The sequence below is a fragment of the Streptomyces sp. NPDC056347 genome, assembly GCF_042262625.1.
In the GTDB taxonomy this organism is placed as follows: Bacteria; Actinomycetota; Actinomycetes; order Streptomycetales; family Streptomycetaceae; genus Streptomyces.
In genome coordinates this window covers 1-17,978 of record NZ_JBHJQP010000064.1, presented here as the reverse complement: position 1 = coordinate 17,978, position 17,978 = coordinate 1, and the positions used below count along the sequence as shown (strand labels likewise).

General features: G+C 73.5%; 17 protein-coding genes. 9 read left to right on the top strand and 8 right to left on the bottom strand.

Annotated elements, in window-relative coordinates; translation table 11 throughout:
• Nucleotides 1-52 precede the first annotated feature (52 nt).
• On the bottom strand, nucleotides 53-448 hold the full coding sequence (locus ACFCV8_RS17000) for a MerR family transcriptional regulator (protein WP_376686131.1): 396 nt from the start codon (nucleotides 446-448) through the stop codon (nucleotides 53-55).
• 57 nt (nucleotides 449-505) lie between these two features.
• Here ACFCV8_RS17000 and ACFCV8_RS16995 point away from each other — a divergent pair, with 57 nt between their 5' ends.
• Nucleotides 506-1,072 (top strand): RBBP9/YdeN family alpha/beta hydrolase, encoded by a 567-nt coding sequence (locus ACFCV8_RS16995; protein ID WP_376686130.1) that lies wholly within the window; start codon nucleotides 506-508, stop codon nucleotides 1,070-1,072.
• A gap of 275 nt (nucleotides 1,073-1,347) precedes the next feature.
• Here ACFCV8_RS16995 and ACFCV8_RS16990 read toward each other — a convergent pair whose 3' ends face one another.
• From ACFCV8_RS16990 to ACFCV8_RS16980, 3 genes are all read right to left on the bottom strand, one after another.
• On the bottom strand, nucleotides 1,348-1,827 hold the full coding sequence (locus tag ACFCV8_RS16990; RefSeq protein ID WP_376686129.1) for an SRPBCC family protein: 480 nt from the start codon (nucleotides 1,825-1,827) through the stop codon (nucleotides 1,348-1,350).
• Nucleotides 1,828-1,885: 58 nt separating this feature from the next.
• Nucleotides 1,886-2,326, bottom strand: a complete 441-nt coding sequence (locus ACFCV8_RS16985) for an SRPBCC family protein (protein WP_376686128.1) — start codon at nucleotides 2,324-2,326, stop codon at nucleotides 1,886-1,888.
• Between the two features lie 248 nt (nucleotides 2,327-2,574).
• Nucleotides 2,575-3,411: a DeoR/GlpR family DNA-binding transcription regulator gene (locus ACFCV8_RS16980; RefSeq protein WP_376686127.1), complete on the bottom strand. Its 837-nt coding sequence runs from the start codon at nucleotides 3,409-3,411 to the stop codon at nucleotides 2,575-2,577.
• Between the two features lie 183 nt (nucleotides 3,412-3,594).
• Between ACFCV8_RS16980 and ACFCV8_RS16975 the strand changes: the two genes are divergently transcribed.
• On the top strand, nucleotides 3,595-5,985 hold the full coding sequence (locus ACFCV8_RS16975) for a hypothetical protein (RefSeq protein WP_376686126.1): 2,391 nt from the start codon (nucleotides 3,595-3,597) through the stop codon (nucleotides 5,983-5,985).
• Here the strand turns inward: ACFCV8_RS16975 and ACFCV8_RS16970 are convergent.
• The 3 genes from ACFCV8_RS16970 to ACFCV8_RS16960 all read right to left on the bottom strand — a co-directional run bounded on the left by ACFCV8_RS16970 (nucleotide 5,955) and on the right by ACFCV8_RS16960 (nucleotide 9,842).
• Entirely contained in the window at nucleotides 5,955-8,393 is a 2,439-nt protein-coding gene (locus tag ACFCV8_RS16970; protein ID WP_376686125.1) for a right-handed parallel beta-helix repeat-containing protein, read from the bottom strand. The two genes, ACFCV8_RS16975 and ACFCV8_RS16970, sit on opposite strands and share 31 nt — an antisense overlap.
• A 141-nt stretch (nucleotides 8,394-8,534) precedes the next feature.
• Nucleotides 8,535-9,134 (bottom strand): hypothetical protein, encoded by a 600-nt coding sequence (locus tag ACFCV8_RS16965; RefSeq protein ID WP_376686124.1) that lies wholly within the window; start codon nucleotides 9,132-9,134, stop codon nucleotides 8,535-8,537.
• A 213-nt stretch (nucleotides 9,135-9,347) separates the two neighbouring features.
• A complete protein-coding gene (locus tag ACFCV8_RS16960) occupies nucleotides 9,348-9,842 on the bottom strand; it encodes a DUF6643 family protein (protein ID WP_376686123.1) in 495 nt (164 codons plus the stop codon).
• Between the two features lie 309 nt (nucleotides 9,843-10,151).
• Between ACFCV8_RS16960 and ACFCV8_RS16955 the strand changes: the two genes are divergently transcribed.
• From ACFCV8_RS16955 to ACFCV8_RS16945, 3 genes are all read left to right on the top strand, one after another.
• On the top strand, nucleotides 10,152-10,793 hold the full coding sequence (locus tag ACFCV8_RS16955; protein WP_376686122.1) for a nucleotidyltransferase domain-containing protein: 642 nt from the start codon (nucleotides 10,152-10,154) through the stop codon (nucleotides 10,791-10,793).
• Between the two features lie 37 nt (nucleotides 10,794-10,830).
• Nucleotides 10,831-11,571: a type 1 glutamine amidotransferase gene (locus tag ACFCV8_RS16950; RefSeq protein ID WP_376686121.1), complete on the top strand. Its 741-nt coding sequence runs from the start codon at nucleotides 10,831-10,833 to the stop codon at nucleotides 11,569-11,571.
• 170 nt (nucleotides 11,572-11,741) lie between these two features.
• The gene (locus ACFCV8_RS16945) at nucleotides 11,742-13,115 is read left to right on the top strand and encodes a TerD family protein (RefSeq protein WP_376686120.1); all 1,374 of its coding nucleotides are present in this window, start codon (nucleotides 11,742-11,744) and stop codon (nucleotides 13,113-13,115) included.
• Nucleotides 13,116-13,140: 25 nt separating this feature from the next.
• Here ACFCV8_RS16945 and ACFCV8_RS16940 read toward each other — a convergent pair whose 3' ends face one another.
• A complete protein-coding gene (locus tag ACFCV8_RS16940; protein ID WP_376686119.1) occupies nucleotides 13,141-14,313 on the bottom strand; it encodes a glycosyltransferase in 1,173 nt (390 codons plus the stop codon).
• Between the two features lie 58 nt (nucleotides 14,314-14,371).
• On the opposite strand from ACFCV8_RS16940, the gene ACFCV8_RS16935 reads away from it, so the two are divergent.
• From ACFCV8_RS16935 to ACFCV8_RS16920, 4 genes are all read left to right on the top strand, one after another.
• Nucleotides 14,372-15,160: a glutamate racemase gene (locus ACFCV8_RS16935; protein WP_376686118.1), complete on the top strand. Its 789-nt coding sequence runs from the start codon at nucleotides 14,372-14,374 to the stop codon at nucleotides 15,158-15,160.
• Between the two features lie 59 nt (nucleotides 15,161-15,219).
• On the top strand, nucleotides 15,220-15,783 hold the full coding sequence (locus ACFCV8_RS16930) for a hypothetical protein (protein ID WP_376686117.1): 564 nt from the start codon (nucleotides 15,220-15,222) through the stop codon (nucleotides 15,781-15,783).
• Nucleotides 15,784-15,846: 63 nt separating this feature from the next.
• Nucleotides 15,847-17,439: an apolipoprotein N-acyltransferase gene (gene lnt / locus ACFCV8_RS16925; protein ID WP_376686116.1), complete on the top strand. Its 1,593-nt coding sequence runs from the start codon at nucleotides 15,847-15,849 to the stop codon at nucleotides 17,437-17,439.
• 23 nt (nucleotides 17,440-17,462) lie between these two features.
• The gene (locus ACFCV8_RS16920) at nucleotides 17,463-17,942 is read left to right on the top strand and encodes an NUDIX domain-containing protein (protein ID WP_376686115.1); all 480 of its coding nucleotides are present in this window, start codon (nucleotides 17,463-17,465) and stop codon (nucleotides 17,940-17,942) included.
• Nucleotides 17,943-17,978 lie beyond the last annotated feature (36 nt).

Genomic DNA, 17,978 nt, shown 5'->3' with positions numbered 1-17,978 from the left:
GCCAGAGAAGGGGCTCCCACCGCTCCGGCCCCTCGGCGGGTGCGCTGCCGCCTCACCGCCGGGCGCCGTCGGCGCTCCCGTCGCCGACGTGCTGCTGGTCGGCGGCGGAGACGAGCGCGGACAGGCGCTCCCGGGTCCGGTGGAGTTCGGCCTGCTGGGAGTCGATGCGTTCGGCCAGGGCGTCCAGCTCGGCCCGTAGCGCCGGGCACATCTGCAACGAGAGGCCGTGGTCGCCCGAACGGACACAGTCCAGGTACCGGCGGATGGTCTCCGTTCCCAGGCCCGCGGCGATCATCGTCCTGATCCGGGCCACTGTTGCGACATCGGGATCGGAGTAGGTCCGGTAGCCGTTGGTGTCGCGAGCGGGAACCAGCAGCCCGCGGTCCTCGTAGTGGCGCAGTGCGCGCGTGCTCACCCCGGTCCGTTCGGCGAGTCTGCCTATGAGCACTGCCCCTCCTCGGTGATTTGACCTTCACGCCGACGTCAAGCTCTACCATCCGGCGTCATGACACACACCTCAACCGAACGGCGCGCCGCGATCATCCACGGCTACGGAGCGACCCCCGACGACCACTGGTTCGGGTGGCTGGCCGGACAGCTCGAGGCCGAGGGGATACCCGCGGTGGTGCCCGCCCTTCCCGATACCCAGGCCCCGGACCCCGACCGGTGGCGGCACGCGGCGGGAGCCGTCGTGGGAACGCCGGACGCGGGCTCGGTCGTCGTGGCCCACAGCCTCGGCTGCCTCACGGTCCTGCGGCACCTCTGCTCACTCACCGGGCCGTGGCACCTCGGCACCCTGGTGCTGGTGGCGGGATTCGTCGACAGGCTGCCGGTCCTCCCGGAACTGGACGCCTATGTCGACGGGGCGCCGGACGTGACGGAGCTCGGCAAGCATGTCGACCGGCTGACCGTCATCCGGTCGGACGACGATCCCCTCGTGCCGGCCGGCCACACCGACCGCCTCGCCGGCCTCCTGGGGACCTCCGCGCAGGTGGTCCCCGGTGCCGGTCACTTCCTCGCGTCCGACGGCGTGACGTCGCTCGACGCGGCCCGGGCGGCCGTTCTCTCGTGACCGCCCGCACGGCATCCGCCACGCGGCGGTACCCGCCGCTCGGGTGTCGCACGGCAGGCGGCGGTCCGAAGGCCGGACCGCGGGCCGACGCGCCGGCAACGGCATGAGGGCCGGCTGAGCGGCGGGGCGCGGACGGTCCGGCGACGGGCCGTTCGGCATGCTCGTCCCGTCCCGCGTCCAGGTGCCCGGCCGGCCGGCGCGGGCAGGCGAGGGGCGCGGTCCGCGCCACCCGGAGGCGGGCAGCCGATGCCACCGGCGGCCGGCCCGTACCCCGGCTACGCGGCGGACCCCGCCAGCCGCCGGTCGAGATTGCGCACCGCGTCCCGGAAGGCCCGGCCCACCCCCGGCCGGGCCAGCCGCAGGACCAGCCGGTAGAACAGCGAACCGTCCGCGGCGAACGTCCACTGCACCCGGGCACCCGAACCGGCCGGGGTCAGCCGCCATTCCTCCAGCAGGGCCCGCATGCCGGGGGCATCGGCCCGGTCGGCCCGGTAGGCGTACCGCTCACCGGGATCCCTGGCCATGATCGTCTCGTGGATCGTGAAACCGCCCTTCAGCCGGATCTCGCGGCCCGCGCCGCCCCCGGTGGGCCGGGCAGCGGTCACAGCCGTGAACCACTGCGGCCAGCCCGGCACATCGTCGGCCAGCGCGCGGTAGACCGCCTCCGGCGATGCGGACACCTCGGCGGCGAAGACCAGCCGCACCGGAGCGGTATCGATGAATTCGAGCTCCACGGAACGGAGTCGGCGTGGCATGGAACGCACCTCCCGTGCGGTCGGCGGACGGGTCGCGCACACCATAGCTGACGTGACGTCAGGTGTCCTGGCCCAGGAGCCCGTCGAGCGCCCGGCCGAAGACCCGCCGCCCGGCCCGGGCGAGCGCCGGATCGCACCACCGGGGCAGCAGCCGGACACCCAGTTCCTCCACCCACACCACGTGCGAGCCGGAATCCGTCGGACAGACCTCGATCGACGCCCGGCCCCGCACCAGCGAACCGCGCTTCTCCAGGTGGCACAGCCCGGCCCGCCCGGCGGCGGGCGGCACCCACCGCACCACTTCCATCGGATCGTCGAACGCCAGAGGTCCGACCCCGGTACGTGCCACGAAAACGGTCCCGGCCCCGGTCGGCGGAGCCTTTGTGACGGTGATCGCGGTCAGCGGAACATGTGCGGCGTGCCGCTCCCAGTCCGTCACCCGGCGCCAGGACTCGGCGGCGGGCAGGCGGGTGAAGCGCTCGATCCGGAAGACGGCCACCCCGCGATCCTAAGGGCTGCCCCGTGACCCCCGGCGGGTACACGACGACAGGTACCGCGCCTCGCCGCGTTGTCGGAACGTCCGGATGCGCCCAGTATCCGGACGCCCCTCCGCCCCGCGACGCACCGCGTGCGACGCCGTACGCCGATCCGCCGGGGACTACGGGACAGCCCTTGGGCCGGGCCCGACGATTCCGGCACCACGCCCACCGGGTGGCGGGCACGTAACGACGCGTCGGGTGCGTGGATTCAGGACCCGCCGCCCGCGCCCCGGCCCGCCACCACCAGGCCCGGCAGATGCTCCGCCATCTCCTCACGGGCGGCGGACGACAGCCCAGCGTCCGTCACGAACGTGTCCACCTGCTCCAGCGTCGCGAACGAACTCAGGCCCACCGTGCCCCACTTGGTGTGATCGGCGACCACCACCACCCGCCGGGCCGACTGGACGAACCGGCGGTTGGTCTCCGCCTCCGCCAGATTCGGCGTCGAGAGCCCGGCCTCCACGGAGATCCCGTGCACCCCGAGGAACAGCACATCGAAGTGGAGGGATGCGATCGCCTGATCGGCGACCGGCCCCACCAGCGAGTCCGACGGCGTACGCACCCCGCCGGTGAGTACCACCGTGGCCGCCCCGGCCCGCACCCCGGACGCCCCCGACGGCCGCTGCGCGGCGTGGAAGACATCGGCGACCCGCACCGAATTGGTCACGACCGTCAGATCGGGCACCTCCAGCAACTGCTGGGCCAGCGCGAACGTCGTCGTACCGCCGGAGAGCGCGATCGCGCTGCCCGGCACCGCCATGGCCGCGGCCGCCCGCGCGATGTCCTCCTTGGCGGTCAGCTCCAGTGCCGACTTCGCCTCGAAACCCGGCTCGTGCGCACTGGCCTCGACCACCGGAACGGCGCCGCCGTGCACCTTCTCGACGACTCCCTGGCGAGCCAGCGCGTCCAGATCCCGGCGCACCGTCATGTCGGAGACGTTGAGTCTGCGCGTCAGCTCGTTGACCCGGACCCCGCCACGCCTGCGCACTTCGTCGAGGATCAGGGCACGCCGCTGCTCCGCGAGCAGGTTCTGATTCTCGCTCAACGCCGGTTCGGTCCTTCCTCTGGCCGTGCGGCAGCCTTTTCGAACGGGCTCATCCTGCCACGCGGTGTGGTGCCCCGCCGCACTGGGGAGATTCCGTGAGAGGCGGTGCGGTCACCGGCTCCTTCCACGATCCTGGTGACACCGCGTCACACCCCCCACACGATCCAGAGAGCGAGCCACTCCGTGCCCCCTGCCCCCCAGGCCCCGCAGAGTCCGGGGCCCGCACTGGAACTGCTGGTCCACGGAGTGGGCGGCGCCACCCCCCAGGAGATGCTCGACGATCCGCGCACGGTCCGTGTCACCGGCGACGCGACCGCCGCCATCTACCGGCGCGCCGACGACACGGACGCCGAGCAGCACCCGGAGCGCTATCGCGACCGGCCCATCCCCGAGGCCTACTGCTGGTCCAACCTGACCTCCGGCAACGGCTCCCGCGCCCTGTGGCTGCTGCTGCTCCCGTTCATGGTGGTCAACCTGGCCCACTGGATGCGCCCCACCGCCCGCTCCCGCACCCGGGCGGTGCGCCTGTACGGCGTCCTCGTCCGGCTCGTCGCGCTCAGCCTCACCGTGCTGCTCACCGCGGCCGCCTGCGAGGTGGCGCTCGACCTGGCGGCCTGGCAGTGCGCGGGCATCCCGGCCTGCTCCGACCAGCGCTCCTGGCTCGGCTTCCTCTCCACCTCCCAGGGCGGCTGGTGGTCCCAGCCGGGCCGCCGGCTCGCCCTCGCCGCTCTGGTGCCCACCGCCCTGGTCGCGCTCCTGTGGTTCCTGTCCAACCGCACCTGGAGCGCGTACGAGTCGCAGCGGACGCTCACCGGCTCCGTACCCGACGACGACACCTACGACCCCACACCCGCCCCGGGCGGCACCACGCCGCCCGGTGTCCCCGCCCTCGGACGGCCCGGATTCTGGTACGGCCGCCGGCTGGTCGCCCGGCTGCGCGCCGCGCACACCGCCGCCGGGTTCCTGACCGTCGCCGCGTCGGTCGCGGGCGCCGCGGCCCGCCACGACCGCGCCGTCACCGGCCCGGTGCCCGGCTTCGTCGGCCGCCTGATCGAGGCGGCGCTGGTGCTGTGCGCGCTCGTGGTGGTCTGGGTGGTCTGCCGCCGCGGCCGCAGCGAACGGCGCCTGGACAACAGCCTCGACCGCGCCCTCATCACCTACCTGCCCGGTGTGGCACTGGGGCTGCTCGCCCTGGCCGCCGCGTACGCGGCCTGGTCGCGCCCCGAATGGGTCTCGTCCGGAGCACTGCCCGGCGACCCCGCCTTCAGCTTCCTCGCCATCAGCCAGGGGACCCTCGTCGTCGTGCTCGCGGCGGTGTCGCTCGGCCTGTACCGCCGCACCCCCGAACCCCGCACCGTCCTGTACGGGATGGGCGGACCGGTGGTCGCGATGCTCGCCTGCGCCCTCGGCGGAGTGATGAGCGGCGGGGTCTCGCAGCGCGTCGCCGACTGGCTCGACGGCCCCGGCACCCCCGGTATGGGCAGGAGCTCCGTCATCCCCGGCCCGCCGGTCCTGCTCAGCTGGCAGGCATCGATCATCCCGGTGCTCCTGGTGCTGCTCGCGCTGCCCGCCCTGTTCCTGCTCGTACGGACCTGGCGCGCCGCCCGCGCCATGGAACCCGGGATCGACCGGGAGTACGCGCAGGAGCAGCCCGAGCCCGCCCGGACCCGGCGGATCGCCCGGGTCCAAGCCGCCGCGGCACTCACCGACTCCGTTCCCTGGATGCTCGGCCCGATCTGCGGCGCGGCCCTGCTGCTCGGCGCCGGGGCGGTCATCGGGGCCTGGGTGAGCGGGAAGGTGCCGGGGCTCGCGATGAAGGGCAGCGGCGCCTTCCTCGAATCCGTCGCCCAGGCCGCCCAGTCCACCGGCTCCTGGATGGTCGGACTCGGCTTCATCCTCTTCGTCACCTGGGGCCGCCGCGCCTACCGCGACGCGTCCGCCCGGCGCACCATCGGCATCCTCTGGGACGTCGGTACGTTCTGGCCGCGCGCCGCGCACCCCTTCGCCCCGCCCTGCTACGCCGAGCGCGCCGTCCCCGACCTGACCTCGCGGATGTCCGGCTGGACCGGGCTGACCCGCGGCAGGCTCGTCATCTCCGGGCACTCCCAGGGCAGCGTGCTGGCCGCCGCCGCGGTCTGGCAGCTGCCCGCCCACACCCGGAGCCGGGTCGCCCTGCTCACCTACGGCTCACCGATCGAGCGGCTCTACGGGCGCTGGTTCCCCGCCTACTTCGGCACCGGCCCGCTGCACGTGCTGCACCGGTCCGTGCACTGCTGGCGCAACCTGTGGCGGGCCACCGACCCCATCGGCGGCCGGGTCCGGCTCGACGACGTCCCCGGGCCCGAGGTGGACCGCGGCCCCCTGAAGGACCCCCTGGTCTACGGCCGTACCCCCGAGCACCCGCTGCCCGAGGCGATCCTCGGGCACGGCGACTACCAGGCCGATCCGGTCTTCGCCGAGGAACGGGCCGCGCTGCTGGAACGCCTCGAACCCGTCGTGCCCCGGCAGACCGCCGGGACCGACGGCGTCGAGGCACCGCAGGGTCAGGGCAGTTCCGGCAGGTCCTCGGGGTAGAGCAGGGTGAGGTCGTCCGTGCTCGGCTCGGCGAGCTGGGCGACCCGGCCCGCGTGCCGTTCCACCATCGACTCGAAGGTCTGGCGCGCGGTACGGCCGTTGCCGAACGCCGGGCCCTTGGGAAGCTCGGTGAAGTACTTCGCCAGCGCCTCCCCGGTCCCCTGGGCCAGGCGGTACTCGTGCTCGTCGGCCTGCTGCCCGACGATCCGCAGCAGCTCGGCGGGCTCGTAGTCGCTGAAGGTGATGGTGCGGGAGAAACGGGACGCCACACCGGGGTTGACGGTGAGGAACCGCTCCATCTCGTGGGTGTACCCGGCGACGATGACGACCACCGCGTCCCGGTGGTCCTCCATCAGCTTCACCAGTGTGTCGATCGCCTCCCGGCCGAAGTCCCGGCCGGAGTCCTCGGGCGACAGGGCGTACGCCTCGTCGACGAACAGTACTCCGCCGCGCGCCCGGTCGAACGCCTCCTGGGTCCGGATGGCGGTCGAGCCGATGTGCTCGCCGACCAGGTCGACCCGGGACACCTCGATCAGATGGCCCCGCTCCAGCACCCCCAGCGAGGCGAGGATCTCGCCGTAGAGCCGGGCCACGGTGGTCTTGCCGGTGCCGGGGGAGCCGGTGAAGACCAGATGACGCCGGACCGAGGCGGCCTTCAGCCCGGCCTCCTGACGGCGCCGGCCCACCTCGATCATGTCGGTCAGGGCGCGCACCTCGCGCTTGACGCTGTCCAGGCCCACCAGCGCGTCCAGCTCCGCCAGCACCGCGTCCGAGGGGCGCGCCGGGTCGGTGGCGGGCGCGTCGGACGGCGCGGGCTCGACACCGCGCTGGCCGGGGAGCCGGCCGAGCAGCCCGGGAGAGGACTGGGTGGCCGTCAGCACGGCGGGCGCCGGGGGAGCGGGGGAGCGCAGCGCGCTCTCGTCGCTCGTGCAGTCCTCCACGACGGGGCCGGTCCCCTGGCCGTCGCCGCGCGTGACGGGCGGCTCGGCGAACTCGTACCCGCCGCGCGCGCACCGCTCGGTCCGGCAGCGGGTCAGCGTCGTACGGCAGCCGTCCATCACGTGGAAGCCGTAGCCGTCGCTCCCGGTGACCCGGCAGCCGTTGAACGTGCCGCGGCCCTCGGCGGAGACGTAGAAACCCGCCTCGGCGGGCGAGGTGACCGTGCAGCGCTCGATCGTCGGGTCGGCGCCCTTGGTGACGATGACACCGGTCTGGACCGCGTCGATGGTGCAGTTGTTCAGCGTGCCGCCGCTTCCGTGGTCGCGGAACCAGGCACCGGTGGAGGTCTCGCGGATGCGGCAGTCGTCGAGCTGGGCGGTCGCCCCGTCGCTCACCGACACGGCGGTGTTGCGGACCTGGGAGAGGTCGCTGTCCACGACGTCGGCGCGCGAGCCCCGGTCCAGCACGAAGAGGGCGTCCGGCACGTCATGGACCCGGCAGGAGTCCAGTATCACCGTCGCCCCGTCGCTCACCCAGACCGCGGGGTAGTCGCCCGTGCTGTCGTGGATCTCGCACTGGTTGGCGTCGACCCGGGTGCCGGGGTCCCAGACCGAGAGGCCGTTGCGGCCGAAGCGGCGCACCGTGGACCGGGTCAGGGTGAGCACCGAACGGGACCGCAGGTCGATCGCGTTCTCCGGGATGTCGTGGATGTCGCAGTCGGCCAGCGTCAGCACGGCGTCGGTGTCGAGCGTCACCCCGTCCGCCGACGTGCGGTGCACGGTGCAGTCGGTGAGGTGCGCGGTCGCGCGGGAGGCGACCTGGACGCCGCTGCCCTTGATCTCGTACACCTCGCAGCCGAAGCCCTCCAGGCCGCTGCCCTCGCCGGTGACGCTCAGACCCGCGCCCGAGGCGTGATGGATCCGGCAGCGTTCCAGCCGGGGATGCGCGCCGTCGCGCACCGAGACACCGGACTGCCCGGCGGACACCACCTCGCACTCCTCGAACACGCCGCCCGCGCCGTCGAGCACGGCGAGGCCCGCCCCGGCCGGGTTGTCGACCGTGCAGCGGCGCACGGTCGGACGGGCGGCGCCCCGCACCTCGATCCCGGCGGCGGAGCGGGTGACGATCCGCAGGTCCGCGATCTCCGGCGCGCCGTCCTCGATCAGCAGCGCGGGGGCCGTCGAGTCCTGCCCCTCGACATGGAGGTCCGAGACGACGGCGGAGGCGCGGACGGTCAGCGGCACCCCGTCGACCGGCGCGATCCGCACGGAACCCACCGAGCCCTCGGTGCCGCGCAGGGTCACCGCGCGGTGCAGGACCAGATTCTCCCGGTAGGTGCCCGGCGCGACGGTGAGGACATCCCCGTCGGCCGCGGCCTCCAGGGCTGCGGTGAGGGAGGCGTACTCGCCTGTGCGGCGCCGCCACCGCGAAGTTCCGGTGTGCGTCACCTGGACCGTGCCCTGTGCCATGGCGCTGTTGTGTCCCCACCTCGTGCGTGCGTGATGCCCGTGTCACCGGCCTTCCGGCAGCGGTGGGTCCCGGGACCGCCCACCGGGAAACCGGGCGGGCCGGTCCACCGTAGCGCGCGCGGCGGGCGGGAGTTGCCCCGATCAGCAGCCGGTTCCGGTCCTGCCCCAGTCCGGACCGGTGTTGGCCCACTCCTGGTCGATACGGTGGTACCGCGCCTTCTTCATACGCCGGACGATCAGCTGCCGGACACCCTCGGCCGCGCCCGCCGCGAGCAGCGCGGCACCGATCCCGGCCAGCACCGCGTGGGCGTGGGCGGTGGCCTCGTCCATCGGACGGGGAACGGGGCGGCCCGCGTGGTCCGTCCAGATCTCCACCCGGGCGCCGGGACCGGTCCGCCGGGACCCGGTCGTCACGGTGCCCTGCCGTTCCGTGCCGTCCGGGGCCTGCCAGCGCGCCACCACCAAGGCCCGCCGGGAGTGCTGAGGGGACGTCTCGGGACCGGAGGCGAAGCGCGGGCTCCGCGGCGACCGGCGCACCACGACCGCGGTGGTGGCATGGCACCCGGCCCGCTGCGCCCGTACCGACTTCTGCAGGGAGTCGTCGGTCCGTGCCCCGCACGCCCAGCCCAGCGAGGGCGCCGCCAGCACCATGAACAGCAGCGCGGCCAGGGCCACCCACGCCTCGCGCCGGTCCGTGGCACGGCACAGGGAATTGCGCCGCCAACGCCATACACCTGTCACCGCTCGCACCGTCCCACGCCCCTCTCGTATCCGTATTGGCCCGGAACGGGGTGCTTCATGCGCGGAAGGCGCGAGAAAGCGGCCTCACCCCGCCCAGGGCCTTTCGTTTCGGGTCGGGCCGGGCTGACGGACCGTCCGAAGCGGCAACACGGAAGCCGCCGCCGAGTCCCCATGGCTCGGCGGCGGCTCCGTACGACCGTGTCTGACGCCGGATCAGTACCCCCGGCCCTGGTAGGGGCGGTTGTACGGGTCCTCGTACGGCGCCGGGGCCGGGCGGGGCGCCGGGGCGGGAGCCGGGCGCGGTGCCGCCGGACGCATCGCCTCGTAGCCGGTGCCCGGCGCGGGGCGCTGCGGTTGCTGCGGATGCGGCGCGGGGTAGCCGCCGCGGGCCGCGGCGGGCTGCTGCGGGATGTACGGCGCCGGGGCGTGCGGCAACGGCGCGGGCTGCATCGGCGCGTACCCCTGCGAAGACGCGGGCTGCGGGTAGCCGTACGACGGAGCGGGAGGGGTGGGGGCCGCGGGGAGGGCCGGCAGCGCCGCCGGGAGGGCGGGCAGATAGCTGTTGCCGGTGTCGTAGGCGGCCGGGACTCGGATCGGCGCGATCTGAGGGGTGCCCCGCTCCGCGACCAGGGAGTCGTAGATCGGAGTGTCGGAGAACGACGGTGCGGCGTAGTAGCCGCCGCCGAAGGTGGAGCGGGGGGAGGTCATGACACCTAAGTTAAGCCCACGATGTGCCGGTTGGGGAGTCCCCATCTCGGGGGCATCCGATTTACGCTGATTCTGTCCGCGTGAGCTGCTGAAGCATCGCTAAATCCGTCGTGAACGGCGGGCCTTTTCCGGAGTCGGACTCCATGGCTCACGAATAGTGGCCGCCGGGCCGCAAAGGGTGACATCCGTACGGAGCGGTCCGGGGTGAAGTAGCGTTCGACGCCGAACGCTTTCGCCGGGCCGGTAAATGCGGGAAAGAGTTCAGCCGGTAAAATTTCCGCGGGTCCTGTGCCGCAGTACCTTGGGCCGATGACCGAACTCCCGCCGCCCGGCGGCACCGTGGCCGATGTGGACGAACTCGGAGCCCGATGGGCGGATGCCTGGCGGCCGGAGCGGATCGCGGAACGGTTGCGCGGAATCGATACGCCGTGGTGCGTGGCGGCGGGATGGGCACTGGATCTCTTCCGCGGGGAGCAATCGCGGGCGCATGGCGATCTGGAGATCTCGGTGCCCGCGGCGGATTTTCCCGTGATTCGGGGCCGATTCCCCGATCATGTCTTCGACGCGGTCGGTTGGGGACGGATCTGGGAAGAGGCGGGAGCCGAGGTGCTGACGGCCACGCATCAGACGTGGGCGCGTGATCCGGCGAGCGGCCGGTTCTCGTTCGACGTGTTCCGCGAGCCGCACGAGGGCGGGATGTGGATCTGCCGCCGTGACCCGGAACTGCGCCTGCCCTACGACGAGATCGTCGAGCACACCCCGGACGGCATCCCCTATCTGACGCCGGAACTGGTGCTGCTGTTCAAGGCCAGGGCGGCGCGGCCCAAGGACCGGGCGGACTTCCGTGGGACGCTGCCGCTGCTGGACCGGGCGCGACGGCACCGACTGGGAGCATGGCTGGAGCGCGTGCACCCCGGGCATGTATGGCTGGCGGAGCTGACGCGGCGGTAGAAGCGATCCGCCGCGGACGACGACGAGGAGCAGCGCGATGAGCGGCACCGGCGTGACGGCCACGGCACTGGTGGTGCAGAACGACCCCCGGGGCGGCCCGGGCCGCTGGGGCGGCTGGCTGACGGAGCGGGGCGTCGCGGTGCGGGTGGTCCCGGCCCATGAAGGTGCCCCGATTCCGGACCGGCTGGATCAGCGCGCGCTGATCGTGCTCGGCGGCGCCTGCCTGCCCGATGACGACGACCTCGTGCCCTGGCTGCCCGCGACCCGGGCACTGGTGCGCCAGGCCCTGGCCGAGCAGGTGCCGATGTTCGGGATCTGCCTCGGCGGCCAGATGCTCGCCCAGGTCGCCGGCGGCGAGGTACGCGGGAAGCACGGGCCGCCCGAGTTCGGCAGCACCCGGCTCGGCCTGCGCCCCGAGGCGGCCGAGGATCCGCTGTTCCACGGGCTGCCCGCGCATCCCTCGGCCATCGAGAACCACGTCGACGCCATCACCGCGCTTCCGGCCGGCGCTCACTGGCTGGTCCGCAGCGACAACTGCCCCTACCAGGCCTTCCGGATCGGCCCCGCGGCGTGGGGCGTGCAGTTCCATCCGGAGACCTCCGCCGAGCGGATCCGCGGCTGGAACCGCGACCGCCTGCGCCGCAACGGTGCGCCCGCCCCCGAGATCCTGCACGCCCGGGCGCTGCGGGACGAACCGGCGGCCACCGAGACCTGGCGCACCGTCGCCCACCGCTTCGCCGACATCGTGACCGGGGCGGCCGGGCGCCCCGGCCCCTGACGGGATGTCATCGGTGACGGAGCCGCGTCGACGCCGTGCACCACGTCCGTGCGGTGCGCGAGGTCCTCGGACGGAACCGTGTGCCGCGGCCCGGGCGGGCCGGTACGCCCCGTGCGACGGTCCGGGGGTTTAGGTTGGCGGAGAACAGTTTTCGGGCAGCCGGACGCGTGATGGGGGCGAACATGACCATGCTAAAAGGAGCCAATGTTCCGGTGCCGGCTCAGGCCGTGCGGGTCGAATTGGGGTGGCGTACCTCCCCGGGAACACCGGACGTCGACGGTTCGGCGCTCCTTCTCGTCCCGTCGGGGAGGGTGCGCGGCGACGCCGACTTCGTCTTCTACAACCAGCCCGCGCACGCCTCCGGGGCGGTGCGCCACGAGGGCAAGCGGCCTTCCGCGGAGGGGATGACGGACAACCTCGCGGTCGACCTCGCCCGCGTCGAGCCCGCCATCGACCGCGTGGTCCTCGCCGCCTCCGCCGACGGCGGCACCTTCGGCCGGGTGTCCGGACTGTACGTGCGGGTCACGGACGCGGCGAACGGCAGGGAGATCGCGCGCTTCGACAGCTCGGACGCCACGGTCGAGACCGCGTTCATCCTCGGCGAGCTCTACCGCCGCCAGGGCGCCTGGAAGTTCCGGGCCGTCGGCCAGGGATACGACACCGGCCTCGAAGGTCTCGCCACAGACTTCGGGATCTCCGTCGACGAACCGCAGCAGCCCCAGCAGCCACCCCAACCCCCGCAGGCTCCTCAGTACCCGCCGTCCGCTCAGCCGCAACAGCCCCAGACGTACCAGCCGCCCCAGCCGTCGTGGGCCTCCCAGCAGACGCAGAGCGCGACGATGCCCCACCACATGCCGCCCGCCCCGCCCGCCCCGCCGGCGGCGCCCCCGACGCCCGCCGCCCCCGTCCGCCTCTCCAAGGTGACGCTCACCAAGGACGCCCCGCTGGTCTCCCTCGCCAAGCAGGGCGGCACATCGGGCGCGCTCCGCGTCAACCTCAACTGGGAGGTGCGCAAGCAGTTCAAGGGCTGGGCCGGCAAACTCGGCCGGGCCGTCGCCCAGCACTCCGACCTCGATCTCGACCTCTGCGCCCTCTACGAACTGACCGACGGCCGCAAGGGGGTCGTCCAGGCCCTGGGCAACGCCTTCGGCGCCCTCCAGCACCCGCCGTACATCCATCTCGACGGGGACGACCGCACCGGCGCCGTGTCCACCGGCGAGAACCTCACCGTCAACCTCGACCACAGGGACAAGCTCCGCCGCGTCCTGATCTTCGTCACCATCTACGAGGGAGCCCGGAGCTTCGCCGATCTCCACGCGACCGTCACGCTCCAGCCCCAGCACGGCGCGCCGATCGACTTCTCGCTCGACGAATGCACCGTCCCGTCCACCGTCTGCGCCCTGGCCCTGCTGACGAACACCGGGGGAGACCTCACCGTCCAGCGCGAGGCCCGCTACCTCGTCCCCGAGCGGGGGGTGAGCCCGCAGCGCACCATCGACTACGCCTACGGGTGGGGAATGAACTGGACGCCCGGCCGGAAATGACCCCCCGCGGTCCGGCCGGCCCCGCTCACGGCTCCGGCGCGGCCTCGGGACGGGGGTACGTACGCCCCTTCCAGGCCGCGCCCCGGCCCCGGTAGTGCCGCACCGCCGAGTCGACCGTCATCAGCAGATACAGCACGGCGGTGAACGGCAGCAGCGGCGCCCACCACAGCGACTGCCGGTAGTAGCCCAGCATCGGCAGATACGTCCCGGTCATCACCGCCCAGGCCGAGCCGCCCGCCCACGCCGCCACCGCGTCCCCGGTCAGCAGCCCGGCGGCCAGGGTGAGCGGCGGCGCGAGATAGACCAGCGCGAGCCCCAGCACCGTCCCCGCCAGCAACGGCGGACTGTGCCGCAGCTGGGCGTACGCGCTGCGCGCCACCATCCGCCACAGATCGGCCAGCCGCGGATACGGCCGCACACTGTCCACCCGCTCGGCGAGCCCCAGCCAGATCCGCCCGCCGCTGCGCTGGACCGCACGCGCCAGCGACACGTCGTCGATCACCGCCTGCCGGATCGACTCCGGCACCCCCGCCCGCTCCGCCGCCCCGGTCCGCAGCAGTACGCAGCCACCTGCCGCCGCGGCCGTCCGCGCACCCGCCCGGTTCACCCACCGGAACGGGTAGAGCTGCGAGAAGAAGTACACGAACGCCGGAACGACCAGCCGCTCCCAGAAGCTCGACACCCGCAGCCGGGCCATCTGCGAGACCAGGTCGTAGCCGCCCGACTCGGCGGCGGCGACCAGCGCGCGCAGACTGTCCGGCTCGTGCGCGATGTCGGCGTCCGTCAGCAGCAGGTACGCCGGCCTGCGCACCCGGGCCCGGGCGATCCCGTGCCGTACCGCCCAGAGCTTGCCCGTCCAGCCCGGCTCGGGCTCGTCCGGCGACAGCACCGTCACCGGAAGCCCGCCGTACCGCACGGACAGCGCACGGGCGACGTTCCCGGTGCCGTCCGTGCTGCAGTCGTCGACGAGGAAGACCTCCGCCCGCCCCGGATAGTCCTGCGCCAGCAGGGACGGAAGGCTCACCGGCAGCATGTCGGCCTCGTCACGTGCGGGCACCACGACGGCGACGGACGGCCAGCGGCCCGGATCCTCGCGGCGGGGCAGGCGCTGGCCGGTCAGCCAGAAGAATCCCTGTCCCAGCAGCAGCCACACCCACGCGGCCAGCGAACCCACGGCGATCCAGGCAACGGCGCTCATTCGCCGCAGTCTGCCCCACCGGAGCGGGACCGCACGAGCGGTCGACTATGGTGACTGGGTGAAGATCGCGCTCATGGACTCGGGAATCGGCCTGCTCGCCGCGGCCGCCGCGGTACGCCGACTGAGGCCCGACGCCGATCTGGTGCTCTCCTCCGACGCCCCCGAGCACACGCCCTGGGGGCCGCGTACGACCGAGTACGTGACCGCCCACGCGCTGGACGTGGCCCACGCGGCCGCTGCCCACGGGCCGGACGCACTGATCGTCGCCTGCAACACCGCCTCCGTGCACGCCCTGCCCGCGCTGCGCGCCGCGCTCGAACCCGCACTGCCGGTCATCGGCACCGTTCCCGCCATCAAGCCGTCCGTCGCCACGGGCGGACCCGTCGCCATCTGGGCCACGCCCGCCACCACCGGCAGCCCGTACCAGCGTCGGCTCATCGCGGAGTTCGCCCGCTCCGTGGACGTCACGGAGGTGCCCTGCCCGGGCCTCGCCGACGCCGTGCAGAACGCCGACGAGGCCGCGATCGGCCTGGCCGTCGCCGCGGCCGCCGCCCGCACCCCGCCCGGCGTGCGGGCCGTGGTCCTCGGCTGCACCCACTACGAACTGGTCGGCGAACGCATCCGGGCCGCCGTGGAGCGGCCCGGTCTGCCGCCGGTCGCGCTGTACGGGTCCGCCGGTGCCGTCGCTGCCCAGGCACTGCGCCGGATCGGGGCCGAACCCGCTCCGTCGGCCGAATCCTCCGGAAGTGTCCGCATGCTCGTCGGCGGCCGCCCCGTCGACCTCCCGGAAGCCGCGCTGGCCTACCCGGAAGGTCTGCTGCTGGGAGCCGCCAGCCCGGTCCGCTGACCCGGCACGGACCCTTCGGCCCATGCCGGGCATGCGGGATCGTGAGTACGCTGCTTGACATGAGGGACCACTCCCGCAAGCCCCGGCACAACGGAACAGATCCCCACCCCGCCGTCTGGACCGGCCGGGCCACCAACCGGGCCCAGTGGGTCCTCGCGGTCGCGGGAGCGGCCTGTCTGGCGCTCGGGGTCGAGCTGGCCGTCAGCTCCAACTGGACCTCCGGGACCGTCCCGCTGGTGATGTCCGTGGTCGGCTGCGTCGCCGCCGGTCTCCTCATGCTGTTCGGCACCCTCGCCTTCGTGAGCGTGGCCGTGCGGATCGACGGGGACGCCCTGGAGGTGCGCTGCGGCCACATGGGCCTGCCCCGCCGCCGGATCCTGCTCACCCAGGTGGTCGGCGCCGAGTTCGTCCCCGAGGTCACCCCGCGCCAGTGGGGCGGCTGGGGCTATCGCTGGCGCCCCGAGCAGGGCACGGCCGTGGTGGTCCGCAGGGGCGAGGGCCTGGCGCTCCGGCTCGGCGACGGCCGCACGTTCACCATCACGGTCGACGAAGCCGAGTCGGGCGTACGGTTCATCCGGGAACGCCTGCGGGTGACCGCGGGCGGCGCGGCGGCCGGAGCCTGACCAGGGGTGCTCCCGGTGGCAGGGGCTCCCGGTCCCACAGCCGCCCACCGTAGACTCCGCCGGGTGAGCGCCACCATCACCCCCGTCGGAACCGCGCAGCCGGTTTCCTCCCCCGTGTCCCGGCGACAGCGGCTGGTACGACCCGCCGCCGCCGTGATCGCGGGCGTACTGCTCTATCTGAGCTTCCCGCCCCGCCCCCTGTGGTGGCTGGTCCTGCCCGGGTTCGCCCTGCTCGGCTGGGTGCTGCACGGCAGGCGGCTGCGCGCCGGGTTCGGGCTCGGCCTCCTGGCCGGGCTGGGCTTCATGCTGCCGCTGCTGCACTGGACCGGCGAGGACGTCGGACCGGTGCCGTGGCTGGCCCTGGCCACCGCCGAGGCGCTGTTCATCGCGGTCGGCTGCCTCGGGATCGCCGCCGTCAGCCGGCTCACCTGCTGGCCGCTGTGGGCCGCTGCGGTCTGGGCGCTCGACGAGGCGGTCCGGGCCCGGGTGCCGTTCGGCGGCTTCCCCTGGGGGAAGATCGCGTTCGGCCAGGCGGACAGCGTGTTCCTGCCGCTCGCCGCGCTGGGCGGCACCCCGCTGCTCTCCTTCGCGGTGGTGCTGTGCGGCTTCGGCCTGTGCGAAGCGGTCTTCCGCCTCCGCGCGTACCGGCGGACCGGAACACTGCCGCGGGGAGCCGTGGCCGCCGCTGCCGCGACCGTTCTCCTCCCCGTCGCCGGGGCCTTCGCGGCGCTGCCCCTGGTGGACGACTCCGCCGAGGACGGCACCGCGACCGTCGCCGCGATCCAGGGGAACGTGCCCCGGCTCGGACTCGACTTCAACTCCCAGCGCCGCGCTGTCCTCGACAACCATGTACGCCGCACCGAGCAGCTCGCCCGGGAGGTGAAGCAGGGCAAGGTCGCGCAGCCCGACTTCGTCCTGTGGCCCGAGAACTCCTCCGACCTCGACCCGTACCGCAACGCCGACGCCCGGATCCTGATCGACGAAGCGGTGAAGGCGATAGGCGTGCCCACCGTGATCGGGGCGGTCGTCGAGCCCGACAGCGGAAACCTGCGCAACACCCTCATCCAGTGGAACCCGGGCAAGGGCCCGGTCGACACCTACGACAAGCGCCACATCCAGCCCTTTGGCGAGTACATGCCGATGCGGTCGATCGCCCGGGTCTTCAGCTCGGACGTGGACCGGGTCCAGCGTGAGTTCGGCCCCGGCAAGAAGGTCGGCGTCTTCGACCTGGCGGGCACCAGTGTCGGGCTCGTGACCTGCTACGAGGCCGCCTTCGACGACGCCGTACGGGACACCGTCACACACGGTGGTCAGCTGATCGCCGTGCCCAGCAACAACGCCACCTTCGGCCGCAGCGAGATGACCTACCAGCAGCTGGCCATGTCTCGGGTGCGGGCCGTCGAACACAGCAGGTCCGTCGTCGTCCCCGTGACCAGCGGGGTCAGCGCGGTGATCCGCCCGGACGGGAAGGTCGTCCAGCAGTCGGAGCAGTTCACCCCGGCCGCGCTCGTGGACGAGGTGCCGCTGCGGTCCTCGCTGACGCCCGCGACCCGGATGGGCCCGCTTCCCGAAGGCGTGCTCGTGCTGATCGCCGTGGCCGGGCTCGGCCTGGTCGCCCTGCGCGCGGCCCGTGCCGGGCGCGGCCGGCGGCCGTGAGCCGGTGACGTAGGGTCGGGCCCATGAGCACTCCTGATTTCATCCGTGAGATCCGCGCCACCGCGGGGCAGCAGCTGCTCCTGCTGCCGGGCGTCACCGCCATCGTCTTCGACGACGAGGGCCGGGTGCTGCTCGGCCGCCGCACCGACACCGGCAAGTGGGCGGTCATCGGAGGCATCTGCGAGCCGGGCGAGCAGCCGGCGGCCACGGCGGAGCGCGAGGTGTTCGAGGAGACGGCGGTCCGCTGCGTGGCGGAGCGCGTGGTGCTCACCCAGGCCCTGGAGCCCGTGCAGTACGCGAACGGCGACCGCTGCCAGTACCTCGACGTGACCTTCCGCTGCCGGGCCACCGGCGGCGAGGCCCGTGTCAACGACGACGAGTCGCTGGACGTGGCCTGGTTCCCGGTGGACGCGCTGCCGCCGCTGGACGAGTTCGGGCTGTTCCGGATCAAGCAGTCCCTCACCGACGAGCCCACCTGGTTCGAGCCCACCGCGCAGCGGTGAGCAACGCCGTCCGCCGGGCGGGGCCGTGCACACGGC